This is a genomic window from Haliscomenobacter sp. (genome assembly GCF_965225875.1).
Lineage (GTDB): Bacteria > Bacteroidota > Bacteroidia > Chitinophagales > Saprospiraceae > Haliscomenobacter.
In genome coordinates this window covers 720,006-744,352 of record NZ_CBDDBS010000001.1, presented here as the reverse complement: position 1 = coordinate 744,352, position 24,347 = coordinate 720,006, and the positions used below count along the sequence as shown (strand labels likewise).

Here is a 24,347-nt window from a genome sequence, read left to right as displayed (position 1 = left end):
GTGGTGAAAAAAGAAGTCACCTGCGAAGCAGGATATAATTCTTCACCACCTTAGAAACCTAAGGCACTAAAGGGGCACCTCAGGAAGATAGGCATTTTACTCCACCTTCAGCGGCACATACGGCTTAAACAACGAAAACTGCACCGTTTCCACCTTCTTCCGATAATCCGCAAACTTCGTACTGAAGAAATTATTGATGCGGTTCAACACATCTGCAGTTTGTTTGCGGGCTTGAGCCAGCATACGTTGGGCACCCTGGTTCGGTGCGCCCTCTGATGCGTTGATGTATTGCTGGGCGCGTCCAAGTGCTGAAGTCAGGTTGTCGTCATCGCGCTGGATGCCTTTGACATCTTCGGGTTCCATGTAGAGGCGTTCCAGGATGTTCAGACTGTCTTGTAGTGCTTTACCCAGTTTGGACAATTGTTGTTTGGTACTATCCGGTGCATTGGCCAGGGCCGCATCTACCCGGCGAATGGTATTGCGGGCTTCCTTGAGCTGATCGAAACCGTCGCTGGCTTTTTTGATCACTTTTTCAAAGTCGCGGTACGCAGCGTCCTTGGCTTTCAAGTCCTCCATTTTTACCTCAAGGCGTGGGTCAGACTTGACTGTTACTGAGGTCGAATCCTTGAGTTTGCCCCAAATTGCCACTACTTTGTAGGTGCCGGGCAGTACCTGTGGGCCGCTGGGTGCATCTTCATCCGGGCGGCGTTCCTGGCGGCTGGGCTGGCGGACTCCGTTGCGATTCAAAGGCCAGTAGACTTTTACCATACCCGTATCTACCCGAGAGCTAAAGGTTCGAACGGTATCCCCGGTACTGGAAAGGATGACTATTTTTACCCGCTCGGGGCGTTTTTCTTCCTTGGCTGCGGCAGGTTTTGCAGTTGTGCTTGCAGGTGCAGCGGCAGGTTTTACATAAGGTGCCCACAAGGTGATCCAGGCACCAGGCGCCTTGTTTTCCCCGGCAAACATCCCGTCGGCAGAGAAGCGGATGCCTTCAAAAGATTTAAACGCTGCCTGATAAGCATCCGGAACGGGGAAAACTTTGAAGGGTTGCTCCAGCACCTTGCCACCCGTACGGGCAATTTCGCGTAGGGGGCGGATGTCGTCCAAAATCCAGAATGCCCGACCAAAAGTAGCAATGATCAGGTCGTGATCACGCGGGTGGATTTTCATGTCAGCAGTAGGTACGCTGGGGTAACCATTGGTCCACTTGGTCCAGGTGGTACCCTTGTCGATGCTGAGGTACAAACCTTGATCGGTGCCCAGAAACAACAACTTGGGCTCGATCGGGTCCTGTACAATACACAAAGTGAAACCACTCACCTTGTTTTCATCCACAATTTTGCGGAAAGTTTGGCCGTAATCGCTGGTATGGTACACGATGGGCCGCCAGTCGTTGCGGCGGTAGTCGTTCACGATCACAAAAGCCTCTCCGGCATTCTGTGGTGAAGCTTCGATGTAGGGAATCCAGCTTGCCGCCTTGTAACCCGGCAGTTTGCTGATCAGATTGCTCCAGGTTTTGCCGCCGTCGCGGGTCAATTGGAGGTTACCATCATCGGTACCCACCCAAATCACCTTCGCGTCTTTGGGGCTGGGGGCAATCGCCAGGATGGTGGTATGGTTTTCGGCGTTGGTTGCGTCCAGGGTCAAACCACCACTCAGGTGAGGTTTTTGTTTGGAGGTATCGTTGGTGGTCAGGTCAGGAGAAATGATCTCCCAGCTTTGGCCACAATCTTTGCTGTAGTGCAAAAACTGGCTGCCAAAATACACCCCGCAGGCATTGTGCGGGTCCTGGGAAAAACCAGCGTTCCAGTTGAAGCGCAGCTCGGTACCGTTGGGCGAAGTGGGTTTGATGAACTGGGTTTTGCCCGTTTCGGTATCCACGTAACCTACATTGCCCCCTTGCGACATGGCGTAGACATACCGCGAATTGTCGGGGCGGAAACCGAGGTCAAAACCATCGCCGAAGAACACTTCCAACCACTGGCTGGTACGGATTCCTCCGGCTTGCCAAACGGCACTTGGGCCAACCCAGGAACCGTTGTCCTGCATGCCACCCCCAATTTTGTAAGGGATCGACATGTCGTAGTTGACGTGGTAAAACTGGCCCACCGGAATGTTTTCAATGAAGCGCCAGCTTTTTCCGCCATCATGCGAGATGTTCAAACCACCGTCGTTGCCGTCAATGATGTAATTCGGATCATTTGGATGAATCCAGAAGGCATGGTGATCGGGGTGTACACCCGAGTAGGGGAGTACGGTTTCAAAAGTTTTACCCCCATCTTCACTTTTGGTGACCAAAGAGAAAATATTCCAGAGGCGGTTTTCATTCTTGGGGTCAACATAAATTTCAGCGTAATAAAAGGGACGGTCGCCAATGTTTTTGGTAGCTACTACACTCCATTTTTTGCCACCATCAACGGATTTGTACAAGGCATTGTCTTTGGCTTCCACCAAAGCATAAACGATATTGGGTTTGGAGCGGGAAATCGCCAACCCAACCCGGCCGAGCATACCTTTAGGTAAGCCGTCGGCGTCACTGCGGCGTTCCCAGGTATCGCCACCATCGTGGGTCACGTAGATGCCAGAGCCTGCTCCTCCCGAATTGAAGGTCCAGGGCTTGCGGCCATATTCCCACATGGCTACGATGATTTTGTTGGGGTTGCTGGGGTCTACAACCATGTCGGCCACACCGGTTTGGTTGTTGACATAGAGGATTCGTTCCCAGTTTTTACCTCCATCCTTGGTCCGGTACACGCCGCGTTCCTCATTGGGGCCATAGGCTGAACCTTGAGCTCCGGCGAAAACCACATTGGGATTGTCGCGGTGAATGATGATGCGGTGGATGGTTTTGGTCTCTTTCAACCCCATGTTTTTCCAAGTCTTTCCTGCATCGAGCGAACGGAAAATACCCAAACCGAAGTTTTGAGAGTTGCGCGGGTTGCCCTCACCCGTTCCGACCCAAATGTCGCTTGGATTGGATTGGTTGATGGCAATGGCACCAATGGATTGAATGGCTTGATCGTCAAAAATAGGCGTCCAGGTGATGCCACCACTTTCGGACTTCCACACCCCACCCGAAGCGCTGCCCACGTAAATGTGGTCGGGCTCGCTTTGTACAACGTCAATGGCGGTGATCCGCCCAGACATCCCGGATGGGCCAATGTTGCGTGGTTTGATGTTTTTGAACGGTTTGAGATCAAGGCTTTGTGCAGGGAGAGACATAGCAAAAACTGCACAACAAAGGGTAAACAGCAGCCTAGGTTGCATAAATTTGGATTTGGTTATAGCTGAGATAGAAAATACCCCCAGAAAGTTGTGGTAGCGGGGTGAATAGGCGAATATACCCCACACGAATTGAAAAATAAATGAACAAAGCCCAAAGGCCCAATTGCAAGGGGATAAGGCAGTAAAACGAAGATCAAAGTCGCTTTGGCCCGATTTGTGTAGGTGGAATAATCGCTGGATTGAGGTCAAAAAAAACTATTCTTCGCTTCAATGCATTATATTACATGCTGTTTTATAAAAAAATCTGGAGAAGAGATGATTGACGCAAAAATGCAATACGCTTTCAAAACCGTCCCTGACGATTTATTGAAAGTTCAACGCTATACCCTTTCTAACGGATTACAATTGTTTTTGAGTGTAAATAAAAATGAACCAAGAGTGTACACCAATATTGTGGTAAGGGCAGGATCCAAACAAGATCCACCGGAGACTACAGGCTTGGCCCACTACATGGAGCATATGTTATTTAAAGGCACCAGCCGCATTGGGACATTGGATTGGGAAAAAGAAAAAGTACTACTGGAGCAAATTTCTGATTTGTACGAAGCCCACCGGGCCACTCAGGATGAAGCTGAGCGCCGGCGGATTTATGCCGAAATTGATCGGGTATCTTTTGAAGCTGCCAAATTGACGGCTCCCAGCGAATACGACAAATTGGTGAGCAACATTGGCGCCAAAGATACCAATGCCTACACCTGGGTTGAGCAGACTGTTTACGTCAATGACATCCCAGCCAATGAACTGGAACGTTGGATGCAACTGGAATCTGAACGTTTTCGGATGATGGCCCTGCGTTTGTTCCATACCGAGTTGGAAACTGTTTACGAAGAGTTCAATATTTCTCAGGATAAGGATGTTCGCAAAGTCAACACCGCGATCCGGGAAGTACTTTTCCCTTCACATCCCTATGGAACCCAAACCACCATTGGATCGGCAGAACATTTGCGCACCCCTTCACAGGTGAACATCCAGAAGTATTTCCAAACCTACTATGTTCCGAACAACATGGCTCTGGCTATGGCGGGTGATTTTGACCCTGCACAGGTGGTAGAATTGGCAGAAAAATACTTTGGTACCTACGAGCCCAAACCCGTTCCACCCTTCACTTTTTCCCCACAACCAGATCTGAATGAACCCGTTCTGAAGGTGGTTTATGGGCAAGAACCTGCATTGGTGATGCTCGCCTGGCGCTTTGATCAGGCCAAATCGGCAGATACCCTTTTCCTTTTGCTGATCCGTACCCTTTTGTACAACGACCAGGCGGGTCTACTTGACCTGAATGTCAATCAGCAGCAAAAGGTATTGGAGTCGGAATCCTGGTTCTGGTTTTATGAAGATTATTCCGTCTTTGGTTTGTATGGCAAACCTCGGGAAGGCCAAACCCTGGAAGAAGTTAAGGAAATTCTCCTGGGCGAATTGCAAAAAATATGCCGGGGTGAATTTGAAGAATGGATGGTAGAAGCGGTCATCAACGACTACAAACTCGGACAAGTGATGGCTTCAGAATCCAATAGTGCCCGGGTCAATGCCATGACCAGCAGTTTTATCCTCGGGATGGACTGGGAGCACTACACTCGCCGAATCAGCGACATTGCCAAAATCACCAAAGAACAAATTGTCGAATTTGCCCAAAAGCATTTTAAGGACAATTACGTTGAAGTACAAAAAGTACAAGCGGAAGATTCCAACGTGATCAAGGTAGAAAAACCGGAGATCACCGCCGTGGAACTCAATCGAGACTCGGTTTCCGATTACGCCCAGGCTTTTTTAGACATTAGCACTCCGCGGATTGAGCCCGTTTTTGTTGATTTTGAAACAGCCATTCAATCCACCACGCTCAAATCGGGTGTACAGTTGGATTATGTCCGCAACCCGAACAATTCGCTTTTCCGTCTGGATTACATTTTCCCGATGGGAAAAAACAGCGATCGCAGGTTGGCCATCGCGGTACAATACCTGCCTTACCTGGGTACGAGTCGCTACAGTTCCGCTGATTTGCAAAGGGAATTGTACCGTTGGGGATTGAGCTTCGAAGTCAGCAATGACGATGATTACACTTACATGACCCTGAGTGGCCTGGAAGACAACATGCTCAAGGGATTGGAGTTGTTGGAGCACATCATCAGCAGTCTTCAACCGGATACCGCCATTCTGCAAAACGTTGTGACCGATGCTTTGACCCACCGGGCCAATGCGAAGAAGGATCGGAATATAGTGTTGCGCAACGCCTTGGGGAATTACGCCCGTTACGGCACCGATTCGCCTTTTACCTATCGCCTGGCGGTAGAAGAATTGCGCCAATTGGAGGCCGACGAGCTTTGCCAAAAAATCAAGGACCTGAGTAGCTTTGAGCACAAGATTTACTACTACGGGCAAATGCCGATGACGGAAGTAACCAACTTGCTGGAAACCCACCACCGGGTTACTTCGCCATTGAAAAAAGCCGTTCCATCCCGGGCATTTACCCAACTGGATACCAAAGAAAACCAGGTGGTATTTTTGGATTTCCCGATTGTCCAAACGGATGTGATGCTGGTTTCCAAAGGCACCCCACAGTTCAACATGGATGAACACCTGAGTAGCGATCTGTTCAACGATTATTTTGGCTTGGGACTTTCTTCGATCGTTTTCCAGGAAATTCGGGAATCCAAAGCATTGGCTTATTCCACCTATGCCTTTTACAGCTCGCCCCGCAAACGGGATTGGGCGCACTACCTGCAAGCCTATGTGGGTACGCAGCCCGATAAACTTTCGGATGCTATTCCTACTTTCCTGCAATTGTTGAATGAAATGCCAGTGGTTGATTCTCAAATTGAACACGCCCGACAAGCCATTCTGAAACGTATCGAAAGTGAGCGCATCATCCCTTCCCGGATATACTGGACGGCACGCGCCAATCAGGAACTGGGCTATACGGGCGATATGCGTCAGGAAATTTATCAACATACCGAACGCTCTAGCAGCCGGGATTTGGTCGCTTTCCATGAAGAATATGTACGGGGTCGTGCTTATACCTTCCTGGTTATGGGCAGCAAATCTCAGGTGGATTTGAAATATCTGGAAAACTTCGGGGCGTTGCGGGAAGTGAGTCTGGAGGAGGTGTTTGGCTACTAACGTTAATCTTAGCCTGTAGGCTGACAAATAGGCTTTGAAAAAAGCCATACAACTCATTATGCCTTCCCGAAAGGTACACCCTTTCGGGAAGTTCTTTAGCGTACCATTTTGAATGCAAAGTTCTGATCAAATGATTTTTGCGCAAGACGGTGCAGTTAAGAACCCTCCGAAAGTCTGAAACTTTCGGAGGGGAGTTCTGGAGCCGTGCTTTACTTTTGGTATTTGAAGTAAACGCCAGGTTTTACACTACTATTAGACTGCCATCATTATGCAGGCTCTTTTCCAACATCCACCCAGCCCTCTTCAACGCTTCCAACACCCGATCCTGGAAGCTCGAAACCTCACTTGTTTCATCAAACGCGACGACTTATTACAACTGGAAACCCAACCTGGGGATCAAGCTTTTTGCGGCAACAAATGGCGCAAACTGAAATACAACCTGGCTGCCGCTCGTGAGCAGGGTTTCAAGACATTATTCACCTTCGGCGGAGCATTTTCCAATCACATTGCGGCTACCGCCAGCGCGGGGAAATTATTTGGTTTCAATACCATCGGCATCATCAGAGGGGAGAAGGTACTGCCCTTGAATCCGACCCTGGATTTTGCTACGGATTGTGGGATGGAATTACATTTTTGGTCTCGGGAAGCTTATCGACGCAAAGACGATCCACAGGTATTGGCTCAATTGCAAGCGCAGTTTCCTCAAGCCTATATCATTCCGGAAGGGGGGACCAATACTCTGGCTTTGCGCGGTTGTGCAGAACTGGCCGAAGAGATTTTGGCGCAAGCAGAGGTGGATTACGTTTGTTTGAGTTGTGGGACAGGCGGTACCCTGGCGGGTATGATTCAGGGTTTGGCGGGCCGGGCCTTTGCGCTGGGTTTTTCAGCTTTGAAGGGAGATTTTCACAAAGCGGAAGTTCAACAGTTATTGGGTTCGAACAGCCTTGACAATTGGGCTATTGCTACCGAGTACCATTTTGGTGGCTACGCCAAAACGCCTCCTGAGTTGCTGGATTTTTTGGTGGAAATAAAAAAGTATGATCTGCCTTTGGAGCCCATTTATACGGGGAAAATGATGTGGGGAGTGCTGGATAGGGCAAAGCAAGGTTATTTTCCAGCCGGTTCCAGGATATGTGTGGTGCATACGGGGGGCATGCAAGGCTGGCGCTAATTTCTAAGGTGTTCCTTGGGTGCCTTAGGTTTCTTAGGTGGTGAAGAATAGATTTTGCACCACCTAAGAAACCTAGGCACCCAAGAGTCACCTCAGTCGGGTCACTTCAAATCAATCACTCTTGCCACCTTCTCCTCTTCCAATACCTTATTAAAACGCTCCAGAGTATTTTTCACCGCCACATCGTAGCGTTGTGAAATTCCCTGGTATACCTTTTTAATGTCGGAGTAAGCTTCTAGTACCCCACCAGTTGGACGGTGATGATCTCCGATGAGTACGCTGTAAATCCGCGCCATGTGGTTGATGAAGCGCCGAGGATAATTAAAATTGTCCTGGCTGGCTTCGGCCTGGTTTTGCACGATTTCATCTTCTACTGCAGTCAGGCCTTTGGCCAATTCCGTAGCCAGATCCTTGATTTTGGCAGCATGACCAGCTTTTACGGCCAGCCCGGCAGCGTCCTCAATTTGCTCCCGCAAACTGCGCAGGTTTTTGATCTTGCGTTGAGAGTCGCTGATCAGGTCGCGCATTTCCAGGGCTAGTTTTTCCTGCGCCACATAATCTTCCTGTTTTACATCCTTCCAGCGTGGATCGGGCAGCACTTTAAAGGCCTGGGTTTTGCTTTCTTTCCCGACCGTAACGCGGACCTGGTAATCACCCGGCGCTGCGGGTGGCCCCATGATGGGAACGCCCATTTCCATCAGCACCAGCCGTTCAGCGTTGATTGGGCCATCGTGCAACAAATCCCAGGACAAGGTATTCCAGCCTTTTTTCAAACTCAGTTTGCTGCGGCGATCTTCTCCTTTAGAACTGTAAGTGCGCACTACTTTTCCTTGCGCGTTCAGAATTTCCAGCTTGCTTTCGGTATCCTTGCCGGGTTCATCGGCGAGGTTGACATGGAATACCGCCCGGTAGCCGCTCACATTGGTGCGGTAGGTATCGCGAGGTTTGTACAGGTGTAAGGCAGCTTTGGCTTGTTCGTTTTGCAGTTGTTCCAAAACCGATACACCTTCCAAAAGCCAGAATCCGCGGCCCTGGGTGCTCATGGCCAGATCGCCGTGGTGAACTTCCAGGTCAGTGATTGGTGTATAGGGGAGGTTCAACTGCAGCGATTGCCAGTGTGCTCCATCGTCGAAGGAAACGTAAATGCCATATTCCGTTCCGGCAAACAACAAGCCTTTTTTGTCTGAATCCTCAGCAATGGCGCGGGTGAAGTGGCCGCTGGGGATGCCATTTTTTCCATCAGTCAACAATTGCCAGCTTTTGCCATAATCATTGGTGCGCAGGATGTAGGGCTTGAAATCGTTGTTGCGGTAATTTTGTACAGCCACGAATGCCCTCCCCGGCGTGTGTACCGACAACTCAATTTTATTGATGGTACATTCAAAAGGAATGATGCCTTTTGGCGTGATCTCGGTCCAGGTTTTACCTCCATCCCGGGTGATGTGGATGCGGCCATCGTCGCTGCCTACCCATAGTTCGCCGGCGGTTTGAGGCGCTTCTTCAATCACGAAGGCCGTACTGTATACCTCCACTCCGGTAGCATCGTGCTGAATGGGGCCACCGGGCATGATCAGGTATTGATCCAACTTGCGGGTCAGATCGGGACTGATGATTTGCCAGGTCTGGCCATCGTCGGTGGAGCGGTGCACGTAATTGGAACAATAGTATATGGTGTTCGCCTGGTGTTTGGACGCCAATACGGGGGCATTCCACTGAAAACGGTACTTCAGATCGCGCATTACGGTACCCTCGGTATAGTGGGGATACGCGGTCAATTGGCGAACTTCTCCAGTGGCGCGATTCATCCGTGTGATTTCGCCGCTGTATGCTGTTGCCCAGATGATGTTTGGGTCGGTCGGGCTAACTGCCACATCGGCGCATTCGCTGCCCCCCGCATCGTGCCAGTGCTCGGTATCACTCAGGCCTCCGGGTTCGCGGGAAGGAACACTGATGGTACTGTTGTCCTGTTGGCCAGCATAAAGCAGGTATGGAAATTGTTCGTCAACGGTGACGCGGTAAAATTCCGAAGTAGGTTGATTGTGCTGATCGGTCCAGGTTTTGCCACCGTTCAAACTCACCGTTGCACCCCCATCGTTGCAGTTGATCATGATGTTGGGGTTATCGGGGTTGAGCCAGATGCCGTGGCAGTCGCCGTGGGGTACGTTGATTTCTTCAAAGGTTTTGCCCCCATCGATCGACTTCATAAAGTCGACATTGTTGATGTACACCGCATTTTCGTTTTTAGGATCAGCGGTAACGTGGCTGTAGTACCAACCGCGTTGTTGCAGGCGGTGGTCGCGACATACCCGCGTCCAGGAATCTCCGGCGTCTTCACTGCGGTACAGGCCAGAAGTAGCGTCGTCTGGCGTGATCACGATGGCCCAAAGGCGGTTGGGGTTGACGGGAGAAGCAGTGATGCCGATGCGGCCGAGTAGGCCAGTGGGTAGGCCACCTTCCAGTTTTTTCCAGGTAGTACCCCCATCGACTGATTTCCAGATGCCGCCTTTATTATTGCCATCATGGATGGTCCATGGCTTGCGTTCGGCGCGCCACATGGCAGCGTAGAGGATACGCGGGTTACTGGGGTCCATTACCAGGTCGACACAACCGGTGGAATCTCCGGCGGTATGTACCAGATCCCATTTTTTGCCGCCGTCAGTTGTGCGGTACACCCCTCGTTCAGGGTTAGGTCCAAAGGGGTTGCCCAGGGCTGCCACAAAAGCCACATCGGGATTTTGGGGGTGGACTTCGATTTTGCCTACCATGCCGGACTTGGGCAAACCGATGAAATCCCAGGTTTTGCCTTTGTCACTGCTTCGGTAGACCCCAACTCCAGCGGAGATGTTGCCCCGTGGGCAAGCCGAACCCGTACCCACGTAAATAACCGAAGGGTCGGAGGGTGCAACGGCAATCGCCCCGATGGAGCCACATTTGATCTGGCCATCGGACAAATTTTCCCAGGTATTGCCTGCATCGTTGCTGCGCCAAACTCCACCACCCGTTGCACCCAGGTAAAAGGTGAAGGGCTCCTGGCGAACCCCGGTGGTTGCCGTCGCCCGGCCTCCCCGGCTTGGGCCAACGTGGCGGTATTTCAAATTGGCCAACAAATCTGGCTGGATGATCGCATTCGGATCTTTGGTGGTTTGGGCTAAGGCCAAAAAAGCGTGGCTCATCAACACCACGCACAGAAAAAATTTCTGCATGTTTTTTTTGCTGGGAAGATAGCGATTTCCGCATTTTGTCGACTAAAAACATGCATTGATAATTTTACTGAAAAAATCATGATAATATTTTGTCCAAAACTCTTTTTAAAAAATAAAATTCATTGCTTACCTTAGTGTGCGAATTACATTATCGGTTTTGTTTCCATGAACTCACCAACACTTAAACTCTACCCAATTCTGCCATTTTCAAAGTATTAAACATATGTTGAACAGATTTCTATCCTTGTGCGTAATCCTCGCAGCCTTTGCAGTGGGTACTGCTTTTGTGCTGAAAAAAGAAAAAGCTGCGCCAGAAGTTGCTCCGAATACCTTGACTGCTGCTGAAAAAGCAGCTGGCTGGATCTTGCTTTTTGACGGCAAAACGACAAAAGGCTGGCGCAATTACAACAAACAAACCATCGGCGAGCGCTGGAAAATAGCAGATGGAGTCCTGTACCTGGACGTATCCAACAAAAATGCCGACGGCTTTCAGGTAGGTGGCGGTGGCGACATCATTACCGAGGCTGAATACGAAAACTACGAATTGCGCATCGAGTGGAAAATTGCCAAATGTGGCAACAGTGGTATCATTTACCATATCCACGAAGATCCGTCTATTCGCTATCCTTGGCAGACTGGCCCAGAATTACAACTCATCGACAATGACTGTCACCCCGATGCCAAATTTGAAAATCGCCGGGCTTGTAGCCTCTATGATATGTATGTGGCCACCCCTCAAACGGCCAAGCCGGTCGGAGAATGGAACAAAGTCCGCCTGATCTGTAAAGGCGATATGGTAGAACATTGGCTGAATGGTAAAAAAGTGGTTTCTACCACGATGGGTTCTGCCGAGTGGAATGCCTTGATCCCGAAGAGTAAGTGGAAGGACCACCCCAAGTTTGGCACCTTCCGCAAAGGACACATTGGTCTGCAAGACCACGGTGATGGAATCTCCTTCCGCAACATCAAACTGCGGAAACTATAAACAGGCTTGACAAGTGGTTGAACAGTGTTAATCGACAGAATTTGACGCCGAGATTTTGGATTTCAGCGACTTATTTTTGAAGCGTAATGCAGCGCATTGTAATGAAAAAATAAGGAAGATGAAATTCAAAAGATCAAGTCAAAAATGTCGATTAACACTGTTCAACCACTTAGAAGCCTATAACAAACAACATTCAACAGACACTTTTAACTCGGTCTTGCTATGATCAACAAATCACGACTTTTTTACGGCAGTTGTTTTGCCCTTATCACGACCGCCTTGTCTTTTAGCATCAGGGCGGGTATTCTACCCCAGCTTGGTGAAGAGCTTGGTTTGTCAGCTGAACAATTGGGATATATCAACTCCATGTGGTTCCTCGGATTTCCGATTTCCATGGTAATCGGTGGATTAGTTTATCACACCGTTGGAGGCAAACGCATCATGCAGTTTGCTTTTTTGGCGCATGCAATCGGTATTCTGATGACTATTTATTCCGGCAGCTATGTTGGATTGCTTATTTCCACGTTGCTCATTGGGATAGGAAATGGATGTACGGAAGCGGCTTGTAATCCGATGATTGCAGACGCTTTTGAGGGCAACACCATGAGCAAAATGTTGAATCGTTTTCACATGTGGTTTCCCGGCGGTATAGTCATTGGTAGTTTGGTTTCAAAATTCATGACTGATGCTGGTTTTGGCTGGGAGGCGCAGATTTGGGTTATTATAATTCCTACCCTGGTTTATGCCTACTTGTTCTATGGCCAAGATTGGCCGGTAGCTAAAACCAAGGAAGAGGCTAGTTTGTCCATGAATCTTAAAGCGATGTTTTCGCCATTGTTCATTTTTATGATGGTTTGTATGGCGTTAACCGCAATATCAGAGTTTGGCCCGCAACAGTGGGTTGGTTTGATATTGGCAAAGAGTGGCGCTCAACCCATGTTGATTCTGGCCTTGGTTACTGGTTTGATGGCTGTATGTAGGTATTTTGGCGGAGAAGTTGTTCACAAATTCGATCAGACCGGGGTGCTTCTTGGGTCTGCCGTTCTTGCTGCCATTGGAATATTTCTTTTCAGTACACAAACCGGAGCAATGGCCTATGTGGCTGCAATTTTCTTCGCATTTGGGGTAGCTTATTTCTGGCCTAATATGATTGGTTTTATTGCCGACAAAATACCCGCCAGTGGTGCCTTGGGGATGTCGATTATCGGTGCAGTCGGAATGTTCTCTACATCGATTTTTCAGCCCATTATTGGGCGTTGGATTGATTCCGATAAGGCAGCTGCAGCAGCAACCGGACTTACTGGTGATGAACTGGAATTGGTGGCAGGTCAGGCTACTTTGGGAACGATGGTCTTATTCCCAGGTATATTGATTGTGTTGTTTACCATTCTGTTTTTTTGGGTAAAAAAAGGAAAAGCTAACGCTTAACATCAGTCTTTTTTCAGCTTCTTTCAACCTACAGATTGCAAACCAAGTGACCCAACACTTTTTTTAAGGGAAAAACTTGGAATTAAGCCTGGGGATGTGGCAAAAAACCATACCTCAGGCTTATCTTTATCCAGAACTTTTTAACACCTACGGATCATGAAACGCAAAATAAGAATGGGCATGGTAGGTGGTGGCCGTGGAGCCTTCATAGGAGGAGTACACCGGATTGCCGCCGCTATCGATGGCCATATCGAACTGGTATGTGGCGCTTTTAGCAGTGACCCTGAACGCTCTCGTTTGTCGGGCGAAGACCTGTACGTGCCCGCCAACCGGGTTTACGGCAGCTACCAGGAAATGATTGAAAAAGAAAAGTTGTTACCAGAGGGCGAGCGGATGGATTTTGTGTCCATCGTAACCCCCAACCACGTGCATTTCGGCCCCGCTAAAATGGCGCTGGAAAATGGTTTTCACGTGGTTTGTGACAAACCCCTTGCCTTTACCATGGAAGAGGCTTTGGAACTAGAAGCTTTGGTAGAAAAAACCGGACTCATTTTTGCCCTCACCCACAACTACACCGGCTACCCGATGGTGAAACAAGCCCGGGCGATGGTGCGCAACGGGGAGTTGGGCAAAATCCGCAAAGTGGTAGTGGAATATCCCCAAGGTTGGCTTTCCCGCAAGGAAGAAGATACCAATTACAAGCAGGCCATCTGGCGCACCGACCCAACCCAATCGGGCATCGCTGGAGCCATGGGTGATATTGGTACCCACGCTGAAAACCTGGCTGAATACATCACGGGCTTACAAATCACCGAAATGTGTGCCGACATCAGCACCTTTGTGGAAGGCCGCAAACTGGATGACGATGGCAACGTGCTCCTGCACTTTGACAATGGCGCCAAGGGAATTCTGCACGCCAGCCAAATCTCGGCGGGTGAAGAAAACGGACTGAATATCCGGGTTTACGGTGAAGAAGGTGGTTTGTACTGGCGGCAGGAAGAGCCAAATACCTTGCTGGTTACCCGTTTGGACAAGCCCAAAGAAATTTACCGCCCTAAAATCACCCCGCTCAGCCCGGAAGCGAATGCCCACATTCGGGTACCTGCGGGCCACCCGGAAGGTTACCTGGAGGCTTTTGCCAACATTTACCGGAACTTTGCACTGGCTGTGCAAGCACGTATGGCGGGTGAAGCGGCTGATCCACTGCTTGACTTCCCATCAGTAAAGGACGGCGTACGCGGCATGCGCTTTATTGAAAAAGTAATTGAATCTGGAAAATCCACTGCGAAGTGGGTGAAATTTTGAATATAGTTGAGAAGTTGAGGAGTTGAGAAGTTGAGGCTACCGCAGCGACCCGGTCACTGAGCGTAGCCGAAGTGGCCGGGTCGCTACGGCAGCCTCAACTTCTCAACCCCTCAACTCCTAAACTTTTTTATGCGCGCCATCATCTTCGCCGCCGGCCTCGGTACCCGGCTTCGTCCCATCACCGACTCCATGCCCAAGGCATTGGTACCTGTAAAAGGGCATCCCTTGCTTGAAATTGCCATTCTTCGCCTCAAAGCAGCGGGTTGCCGAGACATCATCGTGAACATCCACCATTTTGGCGAGCAAATCATCGATTTTTTACAAGCCAAAGACCATTTTGGGATCAACATTCAAATTTCGGATGAGCGGGATTTGCTCTTGGATACGGGAGGCGGGCTGAAAAAAGCGGAGTGGTTTTTGAAAGAAGAGCCTTTTTTGGTGACCAATGCCGACGCTCTGACCAATCTCGATTTGCGGCAATTTTATCAAACTCATTTGCAAAACGATGCCCTGGCAACTTTGGCGGTGCGTCAACGGGAAAGTTCGCGCTATTTTTTGTTCAACTCAGTTGGGCAATTGTGCGGCTGGAGTAATGTAAAAACTGGCGAGACCCGTTTGTCGCGCGATGAGCCCGACTTAAAGCCCCGGTGCTTCAGCGGCATTCATGCAATCAGTCCACAGATTTTTGATTTTTTCCCGGCGGAGGCCTCTGTTTTTTCCATCATTGATACTTATCTGAGTGCGGCTGCGACCGAAAGGATTGTGGCTTATCCGCACGATGGGGATATTTGGATGGATGTGGGGAAAATCCCGCAGTTGGAAAAAGCGGGCGAGATTTTGGAGGCGGTGTTGCCGCGGTAATTCAAGGCTCAATTTGGACGCGATAGGTTAACTCCATAATGGCTTTAAGACCGTGATTGCTTTTTCGGTCAAGTTTCCACGTAGGGCCTTCGGTCAGGATGGATGCGATCCGTTGATCGACTATAGGATGTATAGAGCTCTTGAATCGATAATTATAGATGCGACCGTCTGGATTAAAAAATAACTGAATTTTACAAATGGACGAAGCTAGATCGCTATTGGTGAGATTTGGGGAATTTCCAAGTTGTCGTGAATAAATTTAAGTGCTCCTAAACTCCCATTAGGAAAGCTGAACCCACTTTGATAGAAATCAGTATAATAATGGCCAGGGTAAAACACTTCTGTACCTTTTGGATATCGTGTTGCGGGTTTAAAAATAAATTTAGCTAAAAAAACACGCGGTTGACTAAAGCCGTAATAATCTATTGACGTCCAAGGGATAGACTGGAGTGCAGATACAGTAGCCTTAGCAAACGGACTATCAGAACTTTGCAGGATTTGGAGCGAATCAATCAACCCACGGCTATTGAGCATGCCGTGCAACATGAATGAATCTTTTTCAGTATCTGGCTTTTTTTCCAGCCTGGCCTGAATTTTCAGGTCGGAAATAAGCCTTTGAGTCAAAGCTCTAACCTGGCCAGGGTAGTCTAAAAAATCACCTATCGCAGTTACTTCGTAAAACACATAGGGCTTTCGAGCCACGCCGATAAGCTTATAGAACCGTAAGGAGTCCAACGTTTGGTTACTCCAAAATAATTCAGCATAAATTCTGGCGTCAATTACATCGGCTTGATCCACATAACCATTGAGATAGGTAGATTCATTTCCGGGCAACCAACCTGTGGGCACTTGGGATAAAGCCGATAACAGTTGCTTTGCCAGTTGAGTATCCCTGCAATTGATAATCCCGTAACCGCTCACGTTGCCAGTATAATCAATACTTAAGTAAACTTGAGCACGAGCAATGGGCGTTGTGGAGACTTCTGCCCAATTGATTTTCGCCCGCAAGAAAGTAGCAAAAGCTTTCTCAGTGCAGTTTTTTTGCTCAGTGATATAAGCACTTCTTTTTTCGCAGCTTGGCCAAATGGGGTAGTTGAGTTCCTTGTTGGGGTAAGGGGCGGTTTGAGCCAAGGACACTATGGCGTACATTGAGAGTAATATACTAAGGCTGATTTTTAGCAGGTGCATGATTAAGGTTATACGCTGATGATACAAAGCAACTGGCCTAGGCCCATTTTTTATACCCCTCATACCGATAATACTTAGGCCTAGAATCCATCCGCAAATGCAACCAAGAAACTCCCAAACCCGCTGTACTCAGCCACAGTGGTTGATCATTCAAAGCCGCTTCATACAATTCACCTACTCTTTTCCAGAATTCATCCTGCTGTGCCGCTGGGGCATGCCTTACAAATTGGGCAAGATGCGCGTAACAATTGGCATCGCCAATCGGTGTAGGCACCAGCAAATGGGCGTCTTTGCCCAGGTTTAAAAAATCTACGACTGCTTTGCCTTGCGCAAAATATTCCTGAAAAGCGCTTTGATCTGGAATGATGTGGCGCAAAGGAGCGCTGTTGATGGCGACGAATTCAAAGGAAAGACTGGTTTGAGTTTGGGTCATTGGTGCTACTTCCCAATAGTATGCCTCAAAGGGAATTTCGGCGAGAAAACTGTTGAAGTAGCTGCGAAAAGGGGTGGAGCTTTGCCAGAGTTGAATCACTTGGGCGAAGGATAATGGCTCATCTTGTTCCTTGATTTGGAATTGGAGCGTTGTTGGGGCTTGAGTTATAGGGTCAGCTTGCCACATGTTTTAGTAGGTTCAAGGTATAAAGTGATAAGGTGTAAGCGAGGCTAAAGCGACATGATAGCAACGCGGATGCCACGGATGCCACGGATTTACGCGGATTTTCTTTTGCCTGCGGCAAAAGTTTTTCGGCCACAAATGACACAAATTTTCACAAATTAAAGCCCAAACTTCGTTTGTGCTAGAGCACTGAATTAAAGTTTCGCGGAGGTACAAACGAAGTTTGTGCCCAATTTGTGAAAATTTGTGTCATTTGTGGCTTACCCCATCACGCCGAAGGCGGGATAAAAATCCGTGTAAATCCGTGGCATCCGAGTCATCCGTGCAGCTATCATGTCGCTTTAGAAAATATTTTCAACCAATTTACTTCCTCAATACCCCATCAACTTCTTCAACTTCTCTACAAACCGCCCCACTGGCAAAAACTGCTTTTCCAAAGAAGTAGCAAACGGAATTGGAGTATCCAATGCAGCCTCCCGCATCACCGGCGCATCCAGGTATTCAAACAAATGCTCAGAAATGTAGGCCGCGATTTCCCCTCCAATGCCTCCCACTAGGGTGTCTTCGTGCAGAATGATCACCTTGTTCGTTTTGCGTACACTCGTTTCGATGGTTTCATAATCGAGGGGAAGCAAAGTCCGCAAGTCGATGATTTCGGCGTCGATGCCCAGTTCGGCGATCACTTTTTGTGCCCATTGAACCCCCATGCCGTAAGTCACCACGGTCAGGGCTTTGCCCTCGCGTACTACCCGGGCTTTGCCAATTTCTACGGTGTAGTAGTCATCAGGGATGGCCTCACTCAAGCTGCGGTACAGAGCCTTGTGCTCAAAGTACATCACCGGGTTGGGATCTTCAAAAGCGTCCAGCAAAAGCCCTTTCGCATCATAAGGGGTAGCCGGGTACACCACTTTTAAACCTGGTGTATGAAAGAACCAGGCCTCATTACTCTGAGAGTGGAACGGCCCTGCGCCCGTACCCGCGCCCGTAGGCATACGTACGACCACGTCGGCATTGGCGCCCCAGCGGTAGTGCAGTTTCGCCAGGTTGTTGATGATTTGGTTGAAGCCGCAGGTCACAAAATCAGCAAATTGCATTTCGACCATGGCTTTGTAGCCCTTCAGACTCAAGCCCAGAGCGGCACCCACAATGGCACTTTCACACAGTGGCGTATTGCGCACCCGCTCCTTGCCAAATTGGGCCACAAAACCATCCGTAATTTTGAACACCCCACCGTAATCGGCAATATCCTGGCCCATCAGGATGAGCTTATCGTGTTTTTCCATGGCCTGACGGAGGCCATCGGAAATGGCATCGACAAATCGTTTGTCGGTTTTTTGCTCGGTCTTTGGTGTTGTAAGCTGCGGTACGTAAGGTGCGTACACGTCGGCCAATTCTTCAGCCAACTCATTCTGCGGATCACCTTCCTCAAAGGCATGTTGCAAACCCGCTTCGATGTGTTTTTTCCACTTGGCCGTCAAGTCCTTCTTGCTCACTTCGGTAAGCAGGCCTTCCTCCATCAAAAAGCGCTCGTAATTGCTCAATGGATCGCGCAAGGCCCAATGATCCATCAGGGCTTTGGGCACGTATTTGGTGCCCGAAGCTTCCTCGTGCCCCCGCATGCGGAAGGTCATACATTCCAGCAGTACGGGCTCGGGATTTTCGCGCATGGATTCGGCCAGTTCGGACACCGTGCGGTACACCTCCAGGATGTTGTTGCCATCAATGGTCAGGGCTTTCATGCCGTAGCCGATGCCTTTGTCGGCCAATTGGGCGCAACGATATTGTTCGGTCGGTGGCGTGGACAAGCCGTAGCCATTGTTTTCAATCAAAAAAATCACCGGCAATTGCCACACGGCGGCTACATTGAGCGCTTCGTGGAATTCGCCTTCGCTGGTGGCGCCGTCGCCGGTAAAAGCCAAACTTACCCGCCCTTCACCCGAGAGTTTGTGGGCCAAACCTACTCCTCCCGCCAGCGAAAGTTGTGGCCCCAGGTGGGAGATCATCCCAACAATATGGTGCTCCAAAGTGCCGAAGTGGAAAGAACGATCCCGACCCTTGGTGTAACCAGAGTATTTGCCTTGCCATTGGGCAAACAAGCGGTCAAAAGGCACCTCGCGTACGGTGAATACCCCCAAATTGCGGTGCATGGGAAAGATCATCTCATCGGGCAACAAGGCAGCAGTTGCCCCCACGGAAATGGCCTCCTGACCAATGCCGGAAAACCATTTGCTCACTTTGCCTTGGCGAAGCAACTTGAGCATCTTATCTTCGATCAGGCGTGGATAAAGCAGTTGGCTGTACAGGCTGAGCAGTAACTCGTCGGAAAAGCCTGCGCGGTTGAAAACCATCTGGTCTACAGCGGCGTCTTGCATGGTAATTTGGTTAGGTACGGGCCAAAAGTACGATAAGTCTGATAAAAAATTGGTGTTTATGCTAAGGATTGAACGGGTTTTGCCCCAGGATATTTTGACCCTGCAAAGGGTGGTGGAGGAAACGTATTTGCCTTATTTTCGTTACCTCTGGCACGATGAGGGAACGGCTTATTTGGCTTACATCAACAATGTGGAGGTGTTGGAACAACATTTGGCGAAGCCTCAGCACCATTATTATTTCGCGAGGCTGGAGGATGATACCATTGCGGGTTACCTGAAACTTATTTTTGAGGCCCCAATTCCTGATACTCCATTTAGCAATGCGGTCTCTTTGGATAAAATTTACCTGACTGAAGCGGCAAAAGGAAAGGGCATCGGGAAATTACTGATGGATTTTGCGGACGAACAGGTACAGATCACCAAGGCGGAGTATATGTGGTTGCGGGTAATGGACAGCAACGCGTACAATCTGGATTTTTATGTGAAAAATGGGTATAAGATATTGTACAAACGCTGGCTGGAATTGCCCAATATTAAAGAAGAGTATCGAGGGATATTTACGATGATAAAGCGCTTAGCCTAAAACAGTGTGGAAAATTTGGGTTTAATTAAACACTACAATACATTTGCGTGAAAAAATATTTATAATGGAAAATGACTTTCAACAATTAAATGAGGATAAGTTAGAAATACTAATCCAAAAAGTTGTAGAGTGGTACGCATTGGAAGACGCAAACAATCATCTGGTAGGCCAACGACTCTCAGCGTTGGGTGTTGAAGAGCAGTATCATCAAATGATTCGAACTAAAGCACATCGACGTGTACAAGATGCGACTCACCGTCAAGGCGATATCAAATTATTAATCGGCATTGTCCTGATATTCCTAGCGTTTTTTTTATTCTTAATCTCCATTGAGATAAACTTCGGATTAACGTGGCAAATCATAACAGGCATTCTAATTATTGGTACATATTTGATTGTTTCAGGGATTATTCAAAAGAGATCAATATAGAATTTACTGTTCCCTTTTTCCTTTAAACACCGCCCGAATCCAAACTGGCACCACCAGCGCTCCCGCTGCCAAATACAAATAATACGACAACAAGCGCCAGATTGTCGAAATCACCGTAGCGTGGGTATTGCTGTGCACATAATCGGTCAGGAAACCGTTGAAGGCCAGTTCGATGATCCCTGCACCGCCCGGAGTGGGGCTGAACATGACCACAAAAAACATGGTTTGGAGCCGAGCATACAACTCACTTTGAAAACGCAAAGTCAATGGCAATTCGGGTGTAAAGGCAATAACCAAACAGCTGATCAGCAAAAAGCGGAAAATCCAGGCCAGCAGAGTTCCAACTACCGCCTGGAGGTGAATGCGCCAGCCTTGCTCTTTCAGCCCTTTTGATGCGGTGACCAAATCCTCACCCAATTTGATTGCACCTTGATGAAAACGGCGCAGCAAACGGTTATTCGTAGCCCAGCCCAACAAACGTTTCATCTGTTGTGGACCCCAGAAAATGCCGTATGCGAAAATAATGGAGTACACGATCATAAAAATGTAAAAGCCGAGGGCCAAATAACCCCATTGGCCCAGATCGCCAAAAGACTGCGCACCTGGCCGTAAAATGTCAAATCCAAAAATGAAGAACAAGATGGGCAAGGTACAGAGCATAAACAAGGCATCCAGCACAATGGTATAGGTCACAATGGTCACGGTGCGGGCTACCGAAAGTTTTTCCTGCGACAAAATAAAAAAGGCTACCGCTGAGCCACCCAGCGCGGATGGTGAAACCGCTGAACTAAACTCCCAAATAATCACCACCTCAATACATTTCCACCAGGAAAGCTCTTTATTGGTCAAAGCCCGCAAGCGGAAAGCATAGGATAGATCTCGAATTAAGACCGTCAGAATGCCCATGCCAATCCAAAAATAAACATGCCCGGTCCATTGGATGCGTTTGAACTCTTCCGGGTCAAAATTGCGCCACAACATGTAAAATACTCCGGCAAGGCCGAGTAAGGCGGGGATGATGATGCGGTAGGGCGAAATTGACTTTAATGCCTTGTGCTGATCCTTTTCAGTATCTTTCCAGGCTTCTTCTTGCTTCACTCTGACGTGGTTTTGGGGCGCTATTTTTGCTGCCCAATTTTTATTAAATGCCAAAATCAGGATTTTTTTCCATTTTTGGTAATGATTAGGAAAATATGGACAAAGAAGAACAACTCAAACGCTGGAGACTGGTACTTGGGCAAAATGCTGACCCTAAAGATAGCATCGGGCTAGGGGAGGAAGAGCAGGGCATGGACAAAGTCCTGGACGCCTTGTACGATAGCGAACGCGAGCGTGGACTGGGTAGTTCCTCGCCCAATGTAACGCGCTGGTTGGGAGACATCCGCAAGTATTTCCCTGCTCCCGTGGTACAATTAATGCAAAAAGATGCTCTGGAGCGTTTGCGTTTGCACCAGATGTTGTTGCAGCCCGAATTGTTGGAAACCTTACAAGCCGATGTACATTTGGTCAGCACCTTGCTGAGTTTGAAAAAAGTCTTGCCCGCACAAACCCGCGAAACTGCCCGCGAGGTCATCCGCAAGGTGGTAAAAGAATTAGAAAAAAAACTGCGCCAACCCCTGCAAAATGCCATCAAAGGTAGCCTTAGTCGGGTGGCTCGTTCCCGCCGCCCCAAACCCAACGCCATCGATTGGCACCGCACCATCCGCGCCAATCTGAAACACTACCAAGAAGAATACCACAGCATCATCCCCGAAAAACTTTGGGGCTTCGGCCGTCGCCAGCCCAAAATGAAAGACCTGATCCTGCTGGTGGACCAAAGTGGCTCTATGGCCGCATCGGTGGTTTACGCCGGGATCGTGGGCTCAATTATGGCATCCATGCCCAGTATCACCACCCGTTTCATCGTATTTGATACCAGTGTGGTTGACCTCAGCGAGAATTTGCATGATGTAGTTGACTTGCTTTTTGCCACCCAGCTCGGCGGGGGTACACACATCAGTAAGGCCCTGCGTTATGCCCGCCAGCACATTCGCCAGCCCAAGCATACGATTATGGTCCTGATTTCGGACTTGATGGAAGGCGGGCCACAGGAGGACCTGCTCCGCCAAGCCGCGGAAATTAAGGCCACGGGTGTCAATTTGATTGCCCTGCTGGCCTTGAATGACAAGGGCGCACCGATGTACGATCACCATATTGCTACGCAATTCACACAGTTGGAGATTCCCACTTTTGCGTGTACACCGGATGCTTTTCCGGATTTGATGGCGAAAGCGATCAAGGGGGAGAGGTTGCGGGGGGCGCCGTGAGGTCATATTCTAAGGTCAACCTATAATTTAGCGTAAATTCGCTACCCACTTTCCAAAATTTAGCGTAAATTCGCCAATTCTTTCGTTTGTGCTGGAATTTCTGGCACAACGAACCAATCTGCGTTTTTTAGCCTCAACCTTAACCAGACCAAATAGCGGGTACCGGGATTGCCAGTACCCGCCATCAAACCAAATGACGATGAACTTTCATTTGTCCGAAGAGCACTTGGCCGTTCAGGCCGCAGCCCGTGATTTTGCCCAAAAAGAATTGAAGCCTGGCGTCATCGAACGCGATTCCAAAATGGAATACCCTTACGAGCAAATCAAAAAGATGGGCGAGTTGGGCTTTTTAGGCATGATGGTTTCGCCAGAACACGGTGGAGGGGGGATGGATTCCTTGTCCTACGTACTCGCCATGGAAGAAATTTCCAAAATAGACAATTCCTGTTCGGTGATCATGTCGGTCAACAATTCCCTGGTTTGCTGGGGCATTGAAACCTTTGGCAGTGCCGAACAAAAAGCCAAATACTTGCCCAAACTGGCCAGCGGTGAATGGATCGGCTCTTTCTGCCTATCCGAACCCGAAGCGGGCAGCGATGCCACCAGCCAGCGCACCACCGCTGTTGACATGGGTGACCATTACCTGCTCAATGGTACCAAAAACTGGATCACCAACGGCGGTACTTCCAAATTGCACCTGGTGATGGCCCAAACCCACCCGGAAAAAGGTTCCAAGGGCATCAATTGCTTGATTGTGGAAACCAGTATGCCTGGCGTGGCCATCGGGGCCAAAGAAGATAAACTGGGCATCCGCTCATCGGATACCCACACCATTATGTATACCGATGTCAAAGTGCCGAAGGAAAACCGGATCGGGGAAGATGGTTTCGGGTTCAAATTCGCCATGAAAAGCCTGGCGGGTGGCCGCATCGGCATCGCCGCCCAAGCCTTGGGCATTGCTGGTGGCGCTTATGAACTGGCTCTGGAATACTCCAAACAACGTACCGCCTTTGGCAAACCCATCAACCAACACCAGGCCGTCGCTTTCAAACTAGCCGATATGGCCACAGAAATTGAAGCGGCCAAATTGATGGTTTACCGGGCTGCCTGGCTCAAAGACCAAGGGTTGGACTACAGTGCCGCCAGCGCGATGGCCAAATTGTATGCTTCAGAAGTGGCGATGCGCCATAGTGTGGAAGCGGTGCAGGTACACGGGGGCTATGGTTTTGTGAAAGAATACCACGTAGAGCGTTTGATGCGCGATGCGAAGATTACTCAGATTTATGAGGGGACTTCAGAAGTGCAGCGGATTGTGATTTCAAGGGAAGTTACGGGAGGGAAACCTTATTTGCCGGTTTAAGGAAGAATATACGGCATCTTGCTTGGCTTAATGCCAAAAATAATAGCACAAAGGAAAAAAAGAGGACACAAAGAACACAAAGCGAAGCGTTGTCAACGTCTAACTTTGTGTTCTTTGTGTCCTCTTTTTTTCCTTTG

Annotated in this window: 16 protein-coding genes; 10 read left to right on the top strand and 6 right to left on the bottom strand. The window is 49.0% G+C overall.

Going from position 1 to position 24,347, the window contains the following annotated elements; genetic code table 11:
- Positions 1–96 precede the first annotated feature (96 nt).
- Entirely contained in the window at positions 97–3,270 is a 3,174-nt protein-coding gene (locus ACO08K_RS02900) for a WD40/YVTN/BNR-like repeat-containing protein (protein ID WP_421794888.1), read from the bottom strand.
- Between the two features lie 273 nt (positions 3,271–3,543).
- Here ACO08K_RS02900 and ACO08K_RS02895 point away from each other — a divergent pair, with 273 nt between their 5' ends.
- Both ACO08K_RS02895 and ACO08K_RS02890 read left to right on the top strand, forming a co-directional pair.
- Positions 3,544–6,402 carry a M16 family metallopeptidase gene (locus tag ACO08K_RS02895; protein WP_421794887.1) on the top strand — a complete coding sequence of 953 codons (2,859 nt, stop codon included), beginning with the start codon at positions 3,544–3,546 and terminating at the stop codon, positions 6,400–6,402.
- 268 nt (positions 6,403–6,670) lie between these two features.
- Positions 6,671–7,573 carry a 1-aminocyclopropane-1-carboxylate deaminase/D-cysteine desulfhydrase gene (locus ACO08K_RS02890; RefSeq protein ID WP_421794886.1) on the top strand — a complete coding sequence of 301 codons (903 nt, stop codon included), beginning with the start codon at positions 6,671–6,673 and terminating at the stop codon, positions 7,571–7,573.
- Between the two features lie 101 nt (positions 7,574–7,674).
- Here ACO08K_RS02890 and ACO08K_RS02885 read toward each other — a convergent pair whose 3' ends face one another.
- Entirely contained in the window at positions 7,675–10,776 is a 3,102-nt protein-coding gene (locus tag ACO08K_RS02885) for a VPS10 domain-containing protein (protein WP_421794885.1), read from the bottom strand.
- Positions 10,777–10,999: 223 nt separating this feature from the next.
- Here ACO08K_RS02885 and ACO08K_RS02880 point away from each other — a divergent pair, with 223 nt between their 5' ends.
- From ACO08K_RS02880 to ACO08K_RS02865, 4 genes are all read left to right on the top strand, one after another.
- A complete protein-coding gene (locus tag ACO08K_RS02880; RefSeq protein WP_421794884.1) occupies positions 11,000–11,761 on the top strand; it encodes a 3-keto-disaccharide hydrolase in 762 nt (253 codons plus the stop codon).
- 222 nt (positions 11,762–11,983) lie between these two features.
- Positions 11,984–13,189, top strand: coding sequence for an MFS transporter (locus ACO08K_RS02875; protein WP_421794883.1), 1,206 nt, complete (start codon positions 11,984–11,986; stop codon positions 13,187–13,189).
- Positions 13,190–13,363: 174 nt separating this feature from the next.
- Complete coding sequence (locus tag ACO08K_RS02870; RefSeq protein WP_421794937.1) at positions 13,364–14,494, top strand: Gfo/Idh/MocA family protein; 1,131 nt, start codon at positions 13,364–13,366, stop codon at positions 14,492–14,494.
- A gap of 129 nt (positions 14,495–14,623) precedes the next feature.
- Entirely contained in the window at positions 14,624–15,355 is a 732-nt protein-coding gene (locus ACO08K_RS02865) for a nucleotidyltransferase family protein (protein WP_421794882.1), read from the top strand.
- A 207-nt stretch (positions 15,356–15,562) separates the two neighbouring features.
- Here the strand turns inward: ACO08K_RS02865 and ACO08K_RS02860 are convergent, their stop codons facing one another.
- From ACO08K_RS02860 to ACO08K_RS02850, 3 genes are all read right to left on the bottom strand, one after another.
- Complete coding sequence (locus ACO08K_RS02860; protein WP_421794881.1) at positions 15,563–16,543, bottom strand: hypothetical protein; 981 nt, start codon at positions 16,541–16,543, stop codon at positions 15,563–15,565.
- A 37-nt stretch (positions 16,544–16,580) separates the two neighbouring features.
- A complete protein-coding gene (locus ACO08K_RS02855) occupies positions 16,581–17,162 on the bottom strand; it encodes a DUF6940 family protein (RefSeq protein WP_421794880.1) in 582 nt (193 codons plus the stop codon).
- 368 nt (positions 17,163–17,530) lie between these two features.
- The gene (locus ACO08K_RS02850) at positions 17,531–19,531 is read right to left on the bottom strand and encodes an alpha-ketoacid dehydrogenase subunit alpha/beta (protein ID WP_421794879.1); all 2,001 of its coding nucleotides are present in this window, start codon (positions 19,529–19,531) and stop codon (positions 17,531–17,533) included.
- Positions 19,532–19,589: 58 nt separating this feature from the next.
- Here ACO08K_RS02850 and ACO08K_RS02845 point away from each other — a divergent pair, with 58 nt between their 5' ends.
- Together ACO08K_RS02845 and ACO08K_RS02840 are read left to right on the top strand one after the other, a co-directional pair.
- Positions 19,590–20,114 (top strand): GNAT family N-acetyltransferase, encoded by a 525-nt coding sequence (locus tag ACO08K_RS02845; RefSeq protein ID WP_421794878.1) that lies wholly within the window; start codon positions 19,590–19,592, stop codon positions 20,112–20,114.
- Between the two features lie 64 nt (positions 20,115–20,178).
- Entirely contained in the window at positions 20,179–20,544 is a 366-nt protein-coding gene (locus tag ACO08K_RS02840; protein WP_421794877.1) for a hypothetical protein, read from the top strand.
- A 3-nt stretch (positions 20,545–20,547) separates the two neighbouring features.
- Here the strand turns inward: ACO08K_RS02840 and ACO08K_RS02835 are convergent, their stop codons facing one another.
- On the bottom strand, positions 20,548–21,642 hold the full coding sequence (locus tag ACO08K_RS02835) for a lysylphosphatidylglycerol synthase transmembrane domain-containing protein (RefSeq protein WP_421794876.1): 1,095 nt from the start codon (positions 21,640–21,642) through the stop codon (positions 20,548–20,550).
- 95 nt (positions 21,643–21,737) lie between these two features.
- On the opposite strand from ACO08K_RS02835, the gene ACO08K_RS02830 reads away from it, so the two are divergent.
- Together ACO08K_RS02830 and ACO08K_RS02825 are read left to right on the top strand one after the other, a co-directional pair.
- Positions 21,738–22,850 carry a VWA domain-containing protein gene (locus tag ACO08K_RS02830; RefSeq protein WP_421794875.1) on the top strand — a complete coding sequence of 371 codons (1,113 nt, stop codon included), beginning with the start codon at positions 21,738–21,740 and terminating at the stop codon, positions 22,848–22,850.
- Between the two features lie 199 nt (positions 22,851–23,049).
- Positions 23,050–24,210, top strand: coding sequence for an acyl-CoA dehydrogenase (locus ACO08K_RS02825; RefSeq protein ID WP_421794874.1), 1,161 nt, complete (start codon positions 23,050–23,052; stop codon positions 24,208–24,210).
- The last annotated feature ends 137 nt before the right edge of the window (positions 24,211–24,347 follow it).

Excerpts from the sequence above, each read along its gene's own strand:
- ACO08K_RS02900 (WP_421794888.1), bottom strand. The coding sequence starts at position 3,270 with ATGCAACCTAGGCTGCTGTTTACCCTTTGTTGTGCAGTTTTTGCTATG.
- ACO08K_RS02895 (WP_421794887.1), top strand. The coding sequence starts at position 3,544 with ATGATTGACGCAAAAATGCAATACGCTTTCAAAACCGTCCCTGACGAT.
- ACO08K_RS02890 (WP_421794886.1), top strand. The coding sequence starts at position 6,671 with ATGCAGGCTCTTTTCCAACATCCACCCAGCCCTCTTCAACGCTTCCAA.
- ACO08K_RS02885 (WP_421794885.1), bottom strand. The coding sequence starts at position 10,776 with ATGCAGAAATTTTTTCTGTGCGTGGTGTTGATGAGCCACGCTTTTTTG.
- ACO08K_RS02880 (WP_421794884.1), top strand. The coding sequence starts at position 11,000 with ATGTTGAACAGATTTCTATCCTTGTGCGTAATCCTCGCAGCCTTTGCA.
- ACO08K_RS02875 (WP_421794883.1), top strand. The coding sequence starts at position 11,984 with ATGATCAACAAATCACGACTTTTTTACGGCAGTTGTTTTGCCCTTATC.
- ACO08K_RS02870 (WP_421794937.1), top strand. The coding sequence starts at position 13,364 with ATGGGCATGGTAGGTGGTGGCCGTGGAGCCTTCATAGGAGGAGTACAC.
- ACO08K_RS02865 (WP_421794882.1), top strand. The coding sequence starts at position 14,624 with ATGCGCGCCATCATCTTCGCCGCCGGCCTCGGTACCCGGCTTCGTCCC.
- ACO08K_RS02860 (WP_421794881.1), bottom strand. The coding sequence starts at position 16,543 with ATGCACCTGCTAAAAATCAGCCTTAGTATATTACTCTCAATGTACGCC.
- ACO08K_RS02855 (WP_421794880.1), bottom strand. The coding sequence starts at position 17,162 with ATGTGGCAAGCTGACCCTATAACTCAAGCCCCAACAACGCTCCAATTC.
- ACO08K_RS02850 (WP_421794879.1), bottom strand. The coding sequence starts at position 19,531 with ATGCAAGACGCCGCTGTAGACCAGATGGTTTTCAACCGCGCAGGCTTT.
- ACO08K_RS02845 (WP_421794878.1), top strand. The coding sequence starts at position 19,590 with ATGCTAAGGATTGAACGGGTTTTGCCCCAGGATATTTTGACCCTGCAA.
- ACO08K_RS02840 (WP_421794877.1), top strand. The coding sequence starts at position 20,179 with ATGGAAAATGACTTTCAACAATTAAATGAGGATAAGTTAGAAATACTA.
- ACO08K_RS02830 (WP_421794875.1), top strand. The coding sequence starts at position 21,738 with ATGGACAAAGAAGAACAACTCAAACGCTGGAGACTGGTACTTGGGCAA.
- ACO08K_RS02825 (WP_421794874.1), top strand. The coding sequence starts at position 23,050 with ATGAACTTTCATTTGTCCGAAGAGCACTTGGCCGTTCAGGCCGCAGCC.